A 15680-nucleotide genomic window follows, 5' to 3' on the forward strand; every position below is an offset into this window, starting at 1 on the left:
GGTATTTAAAAATCAAATGCCGCACTTAACATGAATGTACGAGGTTGCCCAGCAACCAAGTAACCGTTATTCGTGTTAGAAGTACTGTTGATGTTGTCGAATAGACCAACTGATGACCAATAGTTTTTATCGAAGACATTATTTACACGGAAATTAAAAGTTGTCGGTGTCTGTCCCAACTGAGTTTTATACGTCGCGCCAAGATCTAAAGTCGTCCAATCACCTACTTTCAATTTATTGTTTAAACTCGCATAAGTCGAACCTGTATAAGTAACTTGAGCATTTAAAGACACATCTTGGACTGTTGGCAATTTCCAATCAGCACCAACATTTGCTTGAAATTCTGCAACACCCACTTCCTTTTTATTATCGTAGTTAGCATTACCTGTATTTTTTTGCTTTGCATCAATCCAAGTTGCACCACCCAACACTTTTAAAGAATCCGTCAATTGACCAAAAGTATTGAGTTCAACACCACGATGTACATATTTACCCGCATCACTAAAAACACTGTTTTCAAGTACTGCACGTTGTTTATCGATATCAAACAAACTTAGGCTTGCGCCAAACTTATCATTTTCATATTTGGCACCAATTTCTTTTTGTTTAGCAACGAATGGTTTGAGTGTTGTAGTTTCTTTCGTCGTTGAATTGGTATTACTCAAACCTTTAGCTAAAGATTCAATATAATTTGCATAAACCGAAACTTCAGGCAGAATTTTATAACTTAGCCCCAAAGCAGGGGTAAACTTACTCTCATCATACTCACCTGATTTAGTTGAAGTTCCATAATTATAGTTTTCTTGCATGATGGTTTGATAACGTCCACCGAGCATGACTGTTAATTTATCATCTAAGGCTTTGAGGTTATCGCCAATGGCAATACTTCTTAAACGCGTCCGTGTCGTTAATTTAGGCGTATCTAAGTTATTCCCAAACAATGCATTTTGTGAATAAGTAGGTTGATCATACTGAATTGGATTATAGATATTGTTGGCTAATGTATTTTTATAGTCCATCACATAAGCATTGCGGGTGTTCTGTTGAAATGCCGATGCAGATAGCACTAAATTATGTTCAATTGAACCTGTGTTTACTTTACTACGCACACCAACTTCGCCAGTATTGACCATATCTACACGCGCATTGTCAAATCGATAAATGGTTCCCGCGCCTGTTGTCTGATTGGTCAATGTCATATTTGCTAAACTGTTTTGCTCTTCGCCATGTCGAAAACCATAAGCAGCATAAGCTGTTAAATTATCTGCTAAATCATATTCAGCACGATAACTTCCGAAGATATCCTCTTCATTTGAATACGTCCATTTTTGTGCAAAGTTATCTGAGCCATCAATTGCTTTCGGAATCTCGGTAATACCCGCGCCTAAAGTCACGTTTGGACGAGTCGCTTTTAAACGATTATTCACATAACCCATATCGCCAGAAAGACGTAAACGATCACCACGGTAATCCAAACCTATAGAAGCTAAGCCTAAAGATGCTTCTTCATTATCAACAACAGTATCACCGCCATGATATGCTGTGTTTACTCGTACGCCGAATTGTTGATCTTCACCAAAACGGCGAGAAATATCATTGGCAATATAACCGCCATTAAAGTCCGTACCTACTGTGACACGATTAAGTGGTTCGTTACTTGCACGTTTCGGCAATAAGTTAATTGCACCACCAATCCCACCATTACTTGGCATTGCTCCATTTAAAAATGAGGATGCCCCTTTTAATACTTCAACACGTTCAAACAGCTCTGCAGGAATATACTGACGTGGTAAAATTGAATATAAGCCATTATAGGCTGTGTCGTCTGAGCCCAAGTTAAAGCCACGAATATAATAATTTTCTTGGAAATTACCAAAACCGCGTCCGACACGAACACTTGGATCCGCTTTTAAAACATCCCCAACACTTTTTGCTTGTCGCTCTTGAATATATTGATTGGTATAGCTGGTTAGATTAAACGGTGTATCTATATTTTTCTGATTGCCAAATATCCCAACTTTACCACCAGAAGCCACCTGCCCTCCAGCAAATGCTGGCATTAAACCCTCTGCTGATGCATCTGCACTTGCGACTACTGTAATCGTACTCAGTTGTTTTGCATTACCATTGCTCGACTGAGACAATGAAGCATCTTGTTGTTCAGCATGCGCAATTGCAGCACTTGTCGCCACTGCCATCATCACAATTAAGGGTTTAATTTTTCGCATAGGAGGCTCTAAAACAGTCATCTAAATTAAGCCGCCATATTAAATGATAATCACTCTTACTTAAACTTACTTTCTCATTTTGTAAGCGTGATTTTTTAAATAAAAAAGCAATATCTCATGGTATTTATTTATTAAAAAATATTATAAATCTCAATTAGTCATGTAGTTTTTATACAAAATAATGCTTGTTTTTATCATTTTTATATTAAAAACATATAAATAATTTTAACCGCTCAAGCCATCTAATAATCAAGGCCTTAAAACAACAAATATCACTAACTTCAACGGCCTCTCTATAGCAAAATTTATCCGCTTAACTTTCAAAAAATCACATTAAGCGCTGTATTGCAACTTGACCAAACATAGAGCCTTTAGAGATACTCAACTTATCTCTACTCATTTAAAAAACTAAAATGAAATCGCATGACCCAATGAAAAAAAAGCGCATAAACTCAAAACTCGGGATCATTATTGCAATTATTTTTATTGTGCTAATCGTAGCTTTTATTGGATGGAAATCTTCAAATAAAAAGCAACCTTCTCCAGAAAATGCAGCAACATCCGCTTCTAGCGCAAAACCAGCACTGACTGTAACGGTGATACAACCCGAGCTACAAAACTGGAAGCAAAACTTTACAGCCAATGGCAATATTGCTGCATGGCAAGAAGTGGTGATTGGCAGTGAACTTTCGGGGCAACGAATTACCAAAGTCAATGTCAACGTTGGAGATAGCGTACAACGTGGGCAAGTTTTGGCTGAAATTAACAGTGAAAGTATTCGTGCTGAATTGGCGACAGCAAAGGCCAATTATGCAGAAGCGAAAGCTGTGCTAGCTGATGCCAGTATCAATAATCAACGTATTCAACAACTCAAAAATACTGGTGCAATTTCACAACAAGAAGCGACAAAATACCTGACTTCTCAAACTACAGCACAAGCCCGTTTAGATGCTGCTAAAGCCCAAATTGACAGTAATCAGCTTCGTTTAACACAAACCCAAGTGATTGCACCCGATCATGGTGTTATTTCAGCACGTACAGCAACAGTTGGCTCATTGGCACAAACGGGACAAGAACTGTTCCGCTTGATCCGTGATAACCGTTTGGAATGGCGTGCCGAAGTAACCTCGACAGACTTATATAAACTTAAAAAAGGCATGACAGCGCATATCATCTCACCTGATCCTAGCCGTTCAGCCGTTTCAGGTAGCGTTCGCATGATTGCACCTGTCATTGACCCGCAAACACGTTATGGCTTGGTCTATGTGGATATACCTACCACTGATGCTGTTCGTATGGGTATGTTTGTCAAAGGTGAGTTTGATCTAGGCGAAAAGCCAGCACTAACAGTGCCTCAAACCGCAGTACTTTTACGTGATGGTTTCTCTTATGTGTTTATTGTCAATAAAGATAATCGAGTAACTCAACAGAAAGTCACACTTGGTCGACGTTTAAATGATCGTGTTGAAATTGTTGATTTAGCAGCAAACACTCAATTGGTTGCATCTGGAACAGGATTCTTGTCAGATGGTGATTTAATCAAACGTGGGCAAGCGATTCCAGATACACCATTGACCAAACAACTCGTTAGCACGCAGGAGAAATAACATGAATTTCTCCGCTTGGTCGATTAAAAATCCGATTCCCGGTATCTTGCTTTTTATCATGCTTGGTTTAGCGGGTTTGATGTGTTTCCATTGGATGAAAATACAACAATTTCCCGATATTGAATTACCAATGGTCACGGTCACAGCGGCTTTACCCGGTGCAGCACCGCCGCAACTGGAAACAGAAGTTGCACGTAAAATTGAGAACTCGATTGCAACTTTACAGGGACTTAAAAATCAATATACCAATATCCAAGATGGTGTAGTCACCGTAACTGCAGAGTTTCAACTGGAAAAACCACTGCAAGAAGCTGTTGATGATGTCCGTAATGCGGTTTCACAAGTACGTTCAGATTTACCCGCAGATCTTCGTGATCCAATTGTCAGTAAAATCAACCTTTCAGGTTCACCAATTCTCACCTATACCATTCAGTCCCCTCGTATGGATGAGGAAGCGTTGTCTTGGTTTGTGGATTACGATGTTGCACGTGCAATGTTAAAAGTCAAAGGCGTTGGTGCGGTTTCTCGTGTAGGCGGTGTCACGCGTCAAGTTGAAGTTGAATTAGATCCTGAAAAACTCTTGGCGTTAAATGCCACAGCAACAGACATCACCCGACAATTACGCCTTATTCAACAAGATGCGTCTGGCGGACAAACCAAAATAGGCGGCAGTGAACAATCTATTCGTACCATTGCCACTGTAAAAACTGCTGCCGAAATTGCAGCAATGGATATTGCCTTGAGTGATGGTCGCCATATTCGGCTGGATCAAGTTGCCAGCATTCGCGATGGCATTGCTGAACGACGTTCTGCTGCACTGTTAAATGGCCACCCCGTGATTGGCTTTGAAATTACTCGCAGTAAAGGTGCAAGTGAAGTTGATGTTGAAATCGGAGTAAAAGAGGCACTTGAAACATTAAAAGCGGCTCATCCTGATATTAAAATCACTGAAGCATTTAACTTTGTAAATCCTGTGGTTGATAACTATAAAGGCTCAATGTCCTTGCTATATGAAGGCGCACTTCTTGCAATCTTGGTGGTTTGGTTGTTTTTACGAGATTGGCGTGCCACGATCATTGCGGCTACTGCCCTGCCTTTGTCCATTCTACCTGCCCTAATTGGCATGTATTACTTAGGTTTTACTTTAAATATTGTCACACTGTTAGCCATGTCGTTGGTTGTGGGAATACTGGTCGATGATGCCATTGTAGAAATTGAAAATATCATCCGGCATCTTCGAATGGGGAAAACGCCTTATGAAGCTGCGATGGAAGCAGCCGATGAAATTGGTTTAGCAGTGATTGCCACCACTTTCACCTTGATTGCAGTGTTCTTACCCACTGCCTTTATGAGTGGTATTGCAGGTAAATTCTTTGTGCAATTTGGCTGGACAGCGGCTTTGGCTATTTTTGCCTCACTCTTGGTGGCACGCTTACTGACGCCTATGATGTCAGCTTATATTCTTAAACCTTGGGTTGGTAAAGTTGAAAGTCATCATGACAATCAAGTATTAGATGATCAAAGCCAACCAATCAAAGATCATGGTGATCTTGAACTTCAACATGATCGTGCCAAAGATGGTCGGGTGATGCGCGCATATATGCGGATGGTGACTTGGTGTTTAAATCATCGTTGGATCACCTTAAGCAGTGCCATTATATTTTTTATTGCTTCACTGATGCTCATCCCTTTACTCCCTACAGGCTTTGTTCCACCACCTGACACGGGGCAGACCCAAGTGCGTGTTGAGCTTCCACCAGGTTCACAATTTCCAGATACCTTAAAAGCAGCAGAATACGCGCGTAGTTTAATTAAGGATCATCCTGAAATTAAAAGTGTCTATACCACGATTGGTGGTGGTTCAGCAGGTACAGATCCTTTTGCAGGTGGTGCATCAAGTGAACCAAGAAAAGCGACCTTAACCATTCAAGTCACAGCACGTTCAGACCGTGCTGCAAGTTTGCAAAAAATTGAAAATGACTTGCGCCAACGTTTAGCTCCACTGCCTGGTGCACGGATTCAAGTCGGTATTGCAGGCAATAACAGCCAATATCAAATTGCGCTGTCAGGTGATGACCCTGATGTACTAATCACGACAGCACGTCAAGTAGAACGAGAAATCCGTACTATTCCAAATATTGGTAGTATTACCTCAAGCGCAGCATTGATTCGCCCTGAATTGGTAATTCGCCCTGACTTTGCAAAAGCTGCGGATTTAGGCATTACCACACAAAATATCGCTGAAACTGTGCGTATTGCCACGGCGGGAGATTTTGATCAGAACTTGGCAAAATTAAACCTTTCGCAACGACAAATTCCGATTGTCATCAAACTGCCATTGTCTGCACGTCAAGACCAAGATCTGATTAAACGCTTGATGATTACTGGTAGTAAAGGTCCAGTGATGTTAGGCACCATTGCACAAGTCAATATTGAAAGTGGTCCTTCGCAAATTGACCGTTTTAACCGTTTACGTAACATCAACTTTAATATTGAGCTCAATGATCAGCCTTTAGGCGATGTTGCGGCTGCTGTAGATAAACTTCCAACCATCAAAAACTTACCTCCGACAGTAAAACGTACCAATCTGGGTGATGCCGATGTGATGGAACAGCTCTTTGCAAGCTTTGGTTTAGCTATGCTAACAGGCGTATTGTGTATCTATGTGGTCTTGGTGCTACTGTTTAAAGACTTCTTACAACCGATCACCATTTTAGTGGCATTGCCTTTGGCACTGGGTGGCGCGTTTGTGCTACTGCTTTTAGCAAAAAGTAGTTTTTCTATGCCAAGTTTGATTGGCTTAATCATGTTGATGGGAATTGCCAGTAAAAACTCGATTCTTTTGGTCGATTATGCAATTATCGCCCGTAATGAACGGCAGTATTCACGTATGAATGCGCTCTTAGATGCCTGCCATAAGCGTGCACGGCCCATTATTATGACCACTTTAGCGATGGGCGCAGGTATGTTTCCAATTGCCTTAGGAATAGGTACAGATCCAAGTTTTAGAGCACCGATGGCAATCTCTGTAATTGGTGGACTGATTACCAGTACCTTCTTGTCGTTATTGGTTATTCCTGTTGTGTATACCTTTATTGATGATATTCACAACATGTTATTCAAACGCAATAAAGCCAATAAATCGAACGAAGCAAGGGTATCTCATTCTTGAGTTTTAAAATTGAATCAGATGCTCAACCAGAACTAAATGTTAGCCCCTAACGAGCGAACAACATAATGTAAAAGAGAATGCCTATCTTGATCTTTATCAGATAGGCATTTTTATTGGGGCTAATTTTATTTGATTAATTCAGCAACAAAGCCGCAGCAAATAAGCCAAAGCAAAAGGATGAAAGATAATAAATATATTTGATTTTGGTTTTAAACCAATGCATAGCTTTATTTTGAGTCATCAATCGCACCAAAAACAAGTTCCAGATCAAAACTACACTCACCATCCACAGACAGGTTAAAGTCAGTTGAACAACATTATAGTGTTGATAAATTGCCATAATAATACTGCTATAAAACAGAATATTTTTAGGATTTAATAAACTCGACTGTACCCCCAGTAAGACATATTTCATCCATGTAAAAGTTGGTTTATTTTGGTGTTCTAGATGATAATCCCCTATTAGCTTAGCTTGTTGTGCAAATATGAAACACCGATAAGACAAATAACTTAAATAAGCAATACAACCCCATTTTACCAGCTTTAAAATTTCATCATCGAGTTTGCCAAGAAAAAACAATGAGCTCAAAATAAGACCAATCACGGCAACATTTCCCAAGACGATCCCTAAGCAAACAGCTCTCGCCGCATGTGGTCCATTTCGAAACAACGAAGTTAAAATAAGAAAAAAATCAGGGCCCGGTGAAAGCAAAGCAATAAAATGGGTGACAATCACAATAATGAACAGTTGCATTACTCGATCCAAAAAATATTTAGATAAGCTTAAATATTTTTAGAACCTATTATCTTGTAGATAATTGCGCAGTTAGAGCATGACAAACTGAGCTTGAAACTGCTTCGGTGTGATTCCAGTATGCGATTTAAACACATGATGAAAATGACTTTGGTCTGTAAATCCCAAATCATGTGCAACTTGAATAATTGCTTCTCCAGACTTCAAACGCTTTCTGGCTATATTTATTTTTTGATTTAATTGATACGCATGTGGTGTTAAGCCAAAATTATTTTTAAACAAGCGAATAATGGCATAACGACTAATCCCTAGACTTTGACTGAGATCTTCTAAAGAAAGCATCTGTTTACTGTGATTCATATCATCAATCATTGCACCCAAATGCTTTTGAAAATAATCAGACTGCTTTAATAACGTAAATTCAAAATTGGGCAATAATATTTCACTCAGGACTTCAATTAATTGTTGTTGTTTGAATAAAATCGATATGGTTGGATCAAATAACAGCTGATTTAACTGCGTAAATGTTTGGTATATATGTGGGTTTGTTAAAATTTGTGGTTTTAGCAACGGAATATGATGGGGATAAAGCTGCTCAATATCTTTGACTAATTCTGAAAAAAGTTGAGCAACCCAATGTGCATCTAGATGCATCATTTGATAACTCCATGCTTGATTTTCCAGTGGATTACATGCGTGTTCCACCTCAGCAGGAATGATTACTACGCTTCCTGTTTGAATTTGCTCTTCGCTGGCAAAATAGCTACTAAAGCGACTTATTCCACAATCCACAGCACCAATCGAAAAGGTCGGATGGCTATGTGATTTATAGCAAATACGGCTTTGACATGCCCTACGTGTTTCGACATAGGGCATTTGCGGATCAGTCCAAAATTCAACTGCAGTGTCTAATTGCATCATATCCTCAGTCTTATTTTGGTCTGTACAACAGGTTATTCTGCTAAAGCTTTTTCAATATCCTGTTCTATATCCTCAGGCTTCGTGGTTGGTGCATAGCGGTTAATCACTTCACCTTTCTTATTTATTAAGAATTTGGTGAAATTCCACTTAATGCCACTGCCGAGTATGCCCTTACTGTTATTGGTTAAATAACGGAATATCACATGCGCTTCAGGTCCTTTTACATTCACTTTAGCGAACATTGGAAAAGAAACACCATAATTGCGTTGGCAATAAGTGCCGATTTGCTCATTTGTACCGGGGTCTTGTCCACCGAACTGGTTACAAGGAAATCCTAAAACTTCAAGACCTTGGTCTTTATATTTCTCGTAAACCTTTTCTAATCCTGCAAATTGTGGGGTAAAGCCACATTTACTTGCAGTATTTACAATCAATAAAACTTTTCCTTCATAATCAGAAAAAGATTTATTTTCACCCTCTAACAGCTCAGCCTCAAACTGATAAATGTTGGTCATGGATACGTTTCCTCGTCGCCTTTTTCTTGTGATTTTAATTCTAAAGAAGCGGAATTTACGCAGTAGCGTAAGCCCGTTGGTTGTGGTCCATCTTCAAATACATGCCCCAAATGAGCGTCGCAATGATGGCATATAATTTCTACACGTTCCATACCATGCGAATGATCATCTTGTTCTTCTATAACAGTATTATTGATCGGTTTAAAAAAGCTCGGCCAACCACAACCACTGTCATATTTGGTTTCTGAAGAGAATAATTCTTCCCCACAACATCGACATACATAGGTTCCATGCTGCTTGGAATTCCAATACTTTCCAGTAAAGGCAGGTTCAGTGCCCTTTTGTCGAGTGATTTTAAATTCCTCTGGTGATAACTCTCTTTGCCATTCTCGGTCTGTTTTATTGAGTTTTCCCATCATTAAACTCCTTTAAATCTTTGACATTCAATGTCATGCTTCAGTACTTCCATATTTACGCTAGAGCTTGGAAAATTTCTAGCTAAATTTCAACATAGATTGTGATATTTCAGTAATCTATTTTTTTAACTCAAAATAATTGGATAAAATTATGTCCGTTTTAGGTAACACAACCCCACGTGAAATCAAGAAATCGTCAAAGCTAGAGCATGTTTGCTACGACATTCGTGGACCAGTGTTACGAGCGGCCAATGAGATGGAAGAAGCCGGTCATAAAATTATTAAATTAAATATCGGTAACCCCGCCCCGTTCGGCTTTGAAGCCCCTCAAGAAATTATCAATGATGTGGCTTTAAATTTGCCTAATGCTGTCGGTTATACAGATTCAAAAGGGATCTTCCCTGCGCGTAAAGCCATCTGTCAGTATTATCAGCAAAAAGGTATCTTGGATTTACATGTCAAAGATGTGTATATCGGGAATGGTGTATCCGAATTGATCGTTATGGCGATGCAAGGTTTATTGGATGATGGCGATGAAATGCTGGTTCCAATGCCGGATTACCCATTATGGACGGCAGCCGTAAATTTATCAGGTGGTACAGCGATTCACTATAAATGTGATGACCAAAACTACTGGTATCCTGATATGGCGGATATGGAAAGTAAAATTACCCCAAATACCCGTGGTATTGTGGTAATTAACCCAAACAATCCAACGGGTTCAGTCTATCCACGCCATGTTTTAGAACAGATTGTCGCATTGGCCAAAAAACATGATCTAATTTTATTTGCAGATGAAATTTACGACAAAATTGTGTATGACGGCATCGAACATGTCTCTGTTGCAGCATTAGCAGGAAACCATTTATGTGTTTCTTTTAATGGTTTATCTAAAGCCTATCGTATTGCAGGTTACCGTTCTGGTTGGATGGCGATTACGGGTGATAAGTCACGTGCAATGGATTACATTGAAGGCTTGGACATGCTTGCCTCTATGCGTTTATGTGCCAACCATCAAGCCCAATATGCGATTCAAACTGCTTTAGGTGGCTATCAATCAATTAATGATTTGATCCGCCCAGGTGGTCGTTTATATGAACAACGCAATATTGCTTGGGAAATGCTCAACGATATTCCAGGCGTATCGTGTGTAAAACCAGAAGGTGCAATGTATTGTTTCCCTAGGCTTGATCCTGAAATCTATCCAATTGAAGATGATGAAAAATTCATGTTAGATTTCCTCAAAGCTGAAAAAGTTTTACTGGTTCAAGGAACAGGTTTTAACTGGCCTACACCTGATCATTTCCGTGTGGTATTCCTCCCCGCAGAAAATGAATTACGTGAAGCAATGAACCGCTTAAGTCGTTTCTTGGCAAAAATGCGTTAATCTTTATAAAGTAAAGATAAGCTCAAAAAGGCATTCAAAATTGAATGCCTTTTTTAATTGCTCAATTCAACTGTACAACTAAAAACTTAGTCATTGATGTTATATTGCACAACATCTTCATTGAATGCTGAAAAAACGCACTGGCAAGCACTTTATCCAGTTTTAATAGTATGTAACTATAAATTTGAGTGATTATTTGAAAAATTACATTTTTAAATAAGTATGGGCAACAGCTCAGTATTTATATAGATTTAAAAACTGGTACAAAAAATGCTTATGACCAGAACAATGATTGAAAAGGATAGTTTATGAAAAAAACGGTTACTGCACTTACACTTGCAATTGGCATGCTTTTACCCTTTACGAGTTATGCAAAAAATAATGTCGTTGTCGTCGCAACTGGCGGTACGATCGCGGGTGCTGGAGCAAGTTCTACAAATAGCGCAACATATACTGCTGCGAAAGTTCCTGTAGATGATTTGTTGAATGCAGTTCCGCAAATTCAAAATCTTGCCAATGTTACAGGCGTACAGGCTTTACAGGTTGCTTCAGAAAGTATCACTGACAAAGAGCTTTTAACCATTGCACGCAAAGTGAACGAATTGGTTAAAAAGCCCGATGTGAATGGCGTGGTGATTACCCATGGTACAGACACTTTAGAAGAAACTGCTTATTTTCTAAGTCTTACAGTTCATACAGATAAACCAATTGTCGTTGTTGGTTCTATGCGTCCACCTTCAGCGCTTTCAGCTGACGGCCCTTTGAACCTTTATAGTGCTGTTGCGCTTGCTGCCGCAGACAGTGCCAAAGGCAAAGGCGTTTTTGTGTTAATGAATGATGATATTTTTGCAGCACGTGATGTGTCAAAGACCATCAATATTCATACTGATGCTTTTGTCAGCCAATGGGGTGCTTTAGGTACACTGGTTGAAGGTAAACCTTATTGGTTTAGAAACGTTGCAAAACGTTTTAACAATAGCTCTGAGTTTAATATTGAAAACATTCAGGGTGATGCGCTACCAATCGTGCAAATCATTTATGGTTCAGGCAATATGCTTCCAGATGCCTATGTGGCCTATGCGAAAGCGGGTGCTAAAGCCATTATTCATGCAGGTACAGGTAATGGTTCTGTTGCCAACTATATTGTTCCGACATTAAACCAACTCCAGCAACAAGGTGTACAGATCATTCGTTCTTCACGCGTTCCACAAGGTTTTGTGTTACGTAATGCTGAACAGCCTGATGATAAATATGGTTGGGTCGTTGCTCACGATTTAAATCCGCAAAAAGCAAAACTTTTAGCTGCTTTAGCACTGACCAAAACCAAAGATGCAAAAGAAATTCAACGGATGTTCTGGGAATACTAAGTTTAATATCTGAATCAAGCTTAATACTTGAATCAAGTTTAAAACCAGCACAAAGTTAATCGTAAATACATTCATTAAACCGCCAAATTAATTTGGCGGTTTAATTTTATCTTGTATGAATAAATACTTAATCTGCTGTTAAATCCAATTGATCAAGGATATAAAGTGTATTGCCATCAATGATATTTTTATCGTGATCCAAATACTTTTGTTCCAATACTCCATCCGTTTCAGAAAAAGTATAATCATCATCATTGAGAACCCCTAAATGCTGTTCATCAATCACCCATAGACCTTCAATTTTATCGTGCGGATAGTGTAAACGCGCAACCAAATCCACCACTAAGGTTTTTTCTACTGGGTAGATACCCTGTTGAGCCAGACCACTCCAGCCTGCTGTTAACACATATTGTTCCAAGGTTTGTTCCGCTATCAACAGACCGAATTGTTCATCTTGCCGAATCGTTGAACTTGGCTTTAGCTTTTCCAAATCAGTGGCATGTTGCAGATTGATTTTATAAATCCGTTTAAATGCTTGAGGATTATCTTTATAGAAATCATCATCACGTTCTGCGACTAGAAATTGCGTGGAACTCAAGGCTGTAATTGCTGTATTTGAATAGGTCTTTGCACCCCCTTCTTGTTGATACAAATACTGAGAAACGACTTTGCTTTCTAAATCAATCATCACAATACGCACAAGATCTGATTTGCTTACCGATGCATTGGGATTGCTCATGGTGGATTGCATGATGCCCACCAGCTTTTTTTGATCGGGTGTAATGGTTAAACCTTCCATTCCTCGATTCTGGCGTCTATTAGCATATTCTTGAGGTAATAAATAACCCGATGTTCTGCGCTCATCTAAAACATAGGCATTGATACGATCAATTTCTAGCCCATCTGCATTAAAATGCACAATATGAGGACCATATTCATCGCTGACCCAAAAAGTACCATCTTTGAGTGCAACCAAACCTTCAGCATCCAATCCAAATTCATCTGTCCCTATGGCTAATTTCTTTCCATCTTGGTCATAGGCAATTTCTTTACTTGCGCCAAAATGCTGATTAGGCAAACCTGTAATATTTCTGCCCATTGGATCTTTTAATAAAATTTCTTTTATTTTTTGAATAGTTCCATCTTTTTTTAACTCAAATAATCCAATTTTAGGGGTATAGTCAGGATCTAAAAAGATTTTGCCATGATCCTGATTGACGTTATACGTGGTATTCGGCCCACGATCTGTAAGTGCATAGAATTGATACTTTTCTGTAGGGTGAGCTGAAATTTCTGAACCAAACCCACCACAACGAACCTCGATAAAATGGCCGGGTTTTGCACCATCAGGAATATTGTGAATGTTTAAAACCTCATAAGGTAAACGCACGCCTTGGCTAAATTTTTTATAAAGCTGAAGATCTGTGTCAATATTGCTTAGGTTGATATGCTGTTCAGAAGACAATAAGTCCATATGCCAATCTCATTTTTTAATATTCTGATTATTTTCTATCATGAAATCAGATAAACCACAGTAAAAGAAATGCGATAAACTGTATAAATACACATTCAAAGTCAGTATAAATGAAAAGATTTTTTGCCCTATCACTGATTGTTTGTTCTGCATCACTACAATTGGCATATGCTGGGACGACGTTGAAAAAAGTTTCTGAGTGTCAGAGTGATTATTTTAATGGCGATTATTGTTCTAAAGCCAACCTTGCCAAATACAAAAATGCGCTTAAATCAATGCAGCCTAATTTTGATAAAAAATATATTTTACTCAATACGGGAACTTCAGATTCTTTAGAAATGGTTGCTATAGATAGCCAAACAGGGATTGTCTATCCACTCAATTATCAGTTCACGGGTTGGGAAGATAATGAAGGCAATGTCAAAAAGAAGCCCACTTATACATTTGCATTGAATGACGCCAAATTATGCTTAATGGGTTCGCAATTCGATGGTGATCATCCTGGCACACATGAAACTTATAGCAATATCAAAAATTGTTTTAGCATCAGTCATCAATATGGTCATACAAAATTTGAATCAAATTACGATGATCAGGTTCAATATAACTATGATAACAAAAGCAAAACGTGGAAGCCTTATTCGCGTTAAATTTTAAATCCAAAAAAAAGAGGCTTTCGCCTCTTTTTTAAATTTAACAATCCGTTCAATATCAGACTTAAACTAATTCAGGTTTAGTCAATTCAGTCATTGGCCAACGTGGTGTTGTCGTCACCGATAAACCATCTTTTTGTCCAGCTTTTAAACGCTGATAACCTGCAAACGCTATCATTGCGCCATTATCTGTACACAAAGCAGGTTCTGCATAATAAACCGTTGCTTTAATTTTAGCTAAATCTGCTTCTAAACGCTCTCTTAAACGTTTATTGGCACTGACACCGCCCGCAATCACCAACCGTCTTAAACCCGACTGTTTTAATGCTTTAATCGACTTTTTAACCAAAGTATCCACCAAAGCTTCTTGGAATGAAGCTGCAATATCTGCATCACGTTGTTCTTCACCTAATTTTTTTAACTGCACTGAAACAGCAGTTTTTAGACCACTAAATGAAAAATCTAGCCCTTGATGCAACATTGGACGTGGAAATTCAAAAGCATTTTTGTCACCTTGTTCCGCCAATTTTGAAATATTTGGACCACCCGGATAAGGTAATTTCAACATTTTTGCGACTTTATCAAAAGCTTCACCAGCGGCATCGTCAATCGACTCACCTAGAATTTCGTACTCACCTATTGCATGTGCTGCCATCAATTGAGTGTGTCCACCTGACACTAATAATGCGACAAACGGAAATTCAGGTGGATTTTCGGATAATAATGGAGCAAGCATATGACCTTCCATATGATGCACGCCAATCGCGGGTTTATTCAGGGCAAAAGCCAAGGTGCGACCAAATAATGCCCCTGTCATCAGTGCACCCATTAAGCCAGGGCCGCGCGTATACGCCACTGCATCGATCTCTGATTTTTTTACACCGCTTTGATCAAGCAACTGATTAATCAAAGGAATTAACTTCCGAACATGATCACGAGAGGCCAACTCAGGGACCACACCACCATACTCTGCATGCAATTTAATTTGACTATATAACACCTGTCCTCTTAAGCCGACTTCATTGTCATAGAGCGCTAATCCTGTTTCATCACATGAAGTTTCTAAGCCCAGAACGATCATTAAATTGCCTTTTACCCATTTCAAAATATTGCTAAAGCTATTATAGACTTGTGGTATGAGATGTAAATGAGTAAAATACTGACCTTCACTTGTGATCTAGGGTAA

At 39.0% G+C, this 15680-nt stretch carries 12 protein-coding genes; 5 read left to right on the forward strand and 7 right to left on the reverse strand.

Going from position 1 to position 15680, the window contains the following annotated elements; genetic code table 11:
• Window positions 1–5: 5 nt before the first annotated feature.
• Window positions 6–2228, reverse strand: coding sequence for a TonB-dependent receptor (locus FY049_RS07900; protein ID WP_446083470.1), 2223 nt, complete (start codon window positions 2226–2228; stop codon window positions 6–8).
• 413 nt (window positions 2229–2641) lie between these two features.
• Here FY049_RS07900 and FY049_RS07905 point away from each other — a divergent pair, with 413 nt between their 5' ends.
• Complete coding sequence (locus FY049_RS07905; protein WP_303576210.1) at window positions 2642–3835, forward strand: efflux RND transporter periplasmic adaptor subunit; 1194 nt, start codon at window positions 2642–2644, stop codon at window positions 3833–3835.
• Between the two features lies 1 nt (window position 3836).
• Window positions 3837–7007, forward strand: coding sequence for an efflux RND transporter permease subunit (locus FY049_RS07910; RefSeq protein WP_446083471.1), 3171 nt, complete (start codon window positions 3837–3839; stop codon window positions 7005–7007).
• 133 nt (window positions 7008–7140) lie between these two features.
• On the opposite strand, the gene FY049_RS07915 is transcribed toward FY049_RS07910, so the two are convergent.
• The 4 genes from FY049_RS07915 to msrB all read right to left on the reverse strand — a co-directional run bounded on the left by FY049_RS07915 (window position 7141) and on the right by msrB (window position 9613).
• A complete protein-coding gene (locus FY049_RS07915; protein ID WP_446083472.1) occupies window positions 7141–7761 on the reverse strand; it encodes a LysE family translocator in 621 nt (206 codons plus the stop codon).
• 72 nt (window positions 7762–7833) lie between these two features.
• Entirely contained in the window at window positions 7834–8679 is an 846-nt protein-coding gene (locus FY049_RS07920; protein WP_446083500.1) for an AraC family transcriptional regulator, read from the reverse strand.
• 35 nt (window positions 8680–8714) lie between these two features.
• Complete coding sequence (locus FY049_RS07925) at window positions 8715–9197, reverse strand: glutathione peroxidase (protein WP_004720960.1); 483 nt, start codon at window positions 9195–9197, stop codon at window positions 8715–8717.
• Window positions 9194–9613 (reverse strand): peptide-methionine (R)-S-oxide reductase MsrB, encoded by a 420-nt coding sequence (msrB, locus tag FY049_RS07930; RefSeq protein ID WP_004720961.1) that lies wholly within the window; start codon window positions 9611–9613, stop codon window positions 9194–9196. Before msrB ends, FY049_RS07925 begins: the two co-directional genes overlap by 4 nt.
• Window positions 9614–9764: 151 nt before the next feature.
• Here msrB and FY049_RS07935 point away from each other — a divergent pair, with 151 nt between their 5' ends.
• Together FY049_RS07935 and FY049_RS07940 are read left to right on the forward strand one after the other, a co-directional pair.
• A complete protein-coding gene (locus FY049_RS07935; RefSeq protein ID WP_004720962.1) occupies window positions 9765–11000 on the forward strand; it encodes a pyridoxal phosphate-dependent aminotransferase in 1236 nt (411 codons plus the stop codon).
• A 308-nt stretch (window positions 11001–11308) separates the two neighbouring features.
• Window positions 11309–12367, forward strand: a complete 1059-nt coding sequence (locus FY049_RS07940; RefSeq protein ID WP_446083473.1) for a type II asparaginase — start codon at window positions 11309–11311, stop codon at window positions 12365–12367.
• Between the two features lie 127 nt (window positions 12368–12494).
• Here the strand turns inward: FY049_RS07940 and FY049_RS07945 are convergent, their stop codons facing one another.
• Window positions 12495–13841 (reverse strand): esterase-like activity of phytase family protein, encoded by a 1347-nt coding sequence (locus FY049_RS07945; protein WP_446083474.1) that lies wholly within the window; start codon window positions 13839–13841, stop codon window positions 12495–12497.
• Window positions 13842–13951: 110 nt separating this feature from the next.
• Between FY049_RS07945 and FY049_RS07950 the strand changes: the two genes are divergently transcribed.
• Window positions 13952–14491 (forward strand): hypothetical protein, encoded by a 540-nt coding sequence (locus FY049_RS07950; protein ID WP_224965382.1) that lies wholly within the window; start codon window positions 13952–13954, stop codon window positions 14489–14491.
• A gap of 67 nt (window positions 14492–14558) precedes the next feature.
• On the opposite strand, the gene tsaD is transcribed toward FY049_RS07950, so the two are convergent.
• Entirely contained in the window at window positions 14559–15575 is a 1017-nt protein-coding gene (gene tsaD, locus FY049_RS07955) for a tRNA (adenosine(37)-N6)-threonylcarbamoyltransferase complex transferase subunit TsaD (RefSeq protein WP_056510717.1), read from the reverse strand.
• Between the last annotated feature and the right edge of the window lie 105 nt (window positions 15576–15680).

The sequence above is a fragment of the Acinetobacter sp. 1125_18A genome (genome assembly GCF_052824985.1).

Excerpts from the sequence above, each read along its gene's own strand:
- FY049_RS07905 (WP_303576210.1), top strand. The coding sequence starts at position 2,642 with ATGAAATCGCATGACCCAATGAAAAAAAAGCGCATAAACTCAAAACTC.
- FY049_RS07950 (WP_224965382.1), top strand. The coding sequence starts at position 13,952 with ATGAAAAGATTTTTTGCCCTATCACTGATTGTTTGTTCTGCATCACTA.
- FY049_RS07940 (WP_446083473.1), top strand. The coding sequence starts at position 11,309 with ATGAAAAAAACGGTTACTGCACTTACACTTGCAATTGGCATGCTTTTA.
- FY049_RS07945 (WP_446083474.1), bottom strand. The coding sequence starts at position 13,841 with ATGGACTTATTGTCTTCTGAACAGCATATCAACCTAAGCAATATTGAC.
- FY049_RS07925 (WP_004720960.1), bottom strand. The coding sequence starts at position 9,197 with ATGACCAACATTTATCAGTTTGAGGCTGAGCTGTTAGAGGGTGAAAAT.
- msrB (WP_004720961.1), bottom strand. The coding sequence starts at position 9,613 with ATGGGAAAACTCAATAAAACAGACCGAGAATGGCAAAGAGAGTTATCA.
- FY049_RS07920 (WP_446083500.1), bottom strand. The coding sequence starts at position 8,679 with ATGCAATTAGACACTGCAGTTGAATTTTGGACTGATCCGCAAATGCCC.
- FY049_RS07900 (WP_446083470.1), bottom strand. The coding sequence starts at position 2,228 with ATGCGAAAAATTAAACCCTTAATTGTGATGATGGCAGTGGCGACAAGT.
- FY049_RS07915 (WP_446083472.1), bottom strand. The coding sequence starts at position 7,761 with ATGCAACTGTTCATTATTGTGATTGTCACCCATTTTATTGCTTTGCTT.
- tsaD (WP_056510717.1), bottom strand. The coding sequence starts at position 15,575 with ATGATCGTTCTGGGCTTAGAAACTTCATGTGATGAAACAGGATTAGCG.
- FY049_RS07935 (WP_004720962.1), top strand. The coding sequence starts at position 9,765 with ATGTCCGTTTTAGGTAACACAACCCCACGTGAAATCAAGAAATCGTCA.
- FY049_RS07910 (WP_446083471.1), top strand. The coding sequence starts at position 3,837 with ATGAATTTCTCCGCTTGGTCGATTAAAAATCCGATTCCCGGTATCTTG.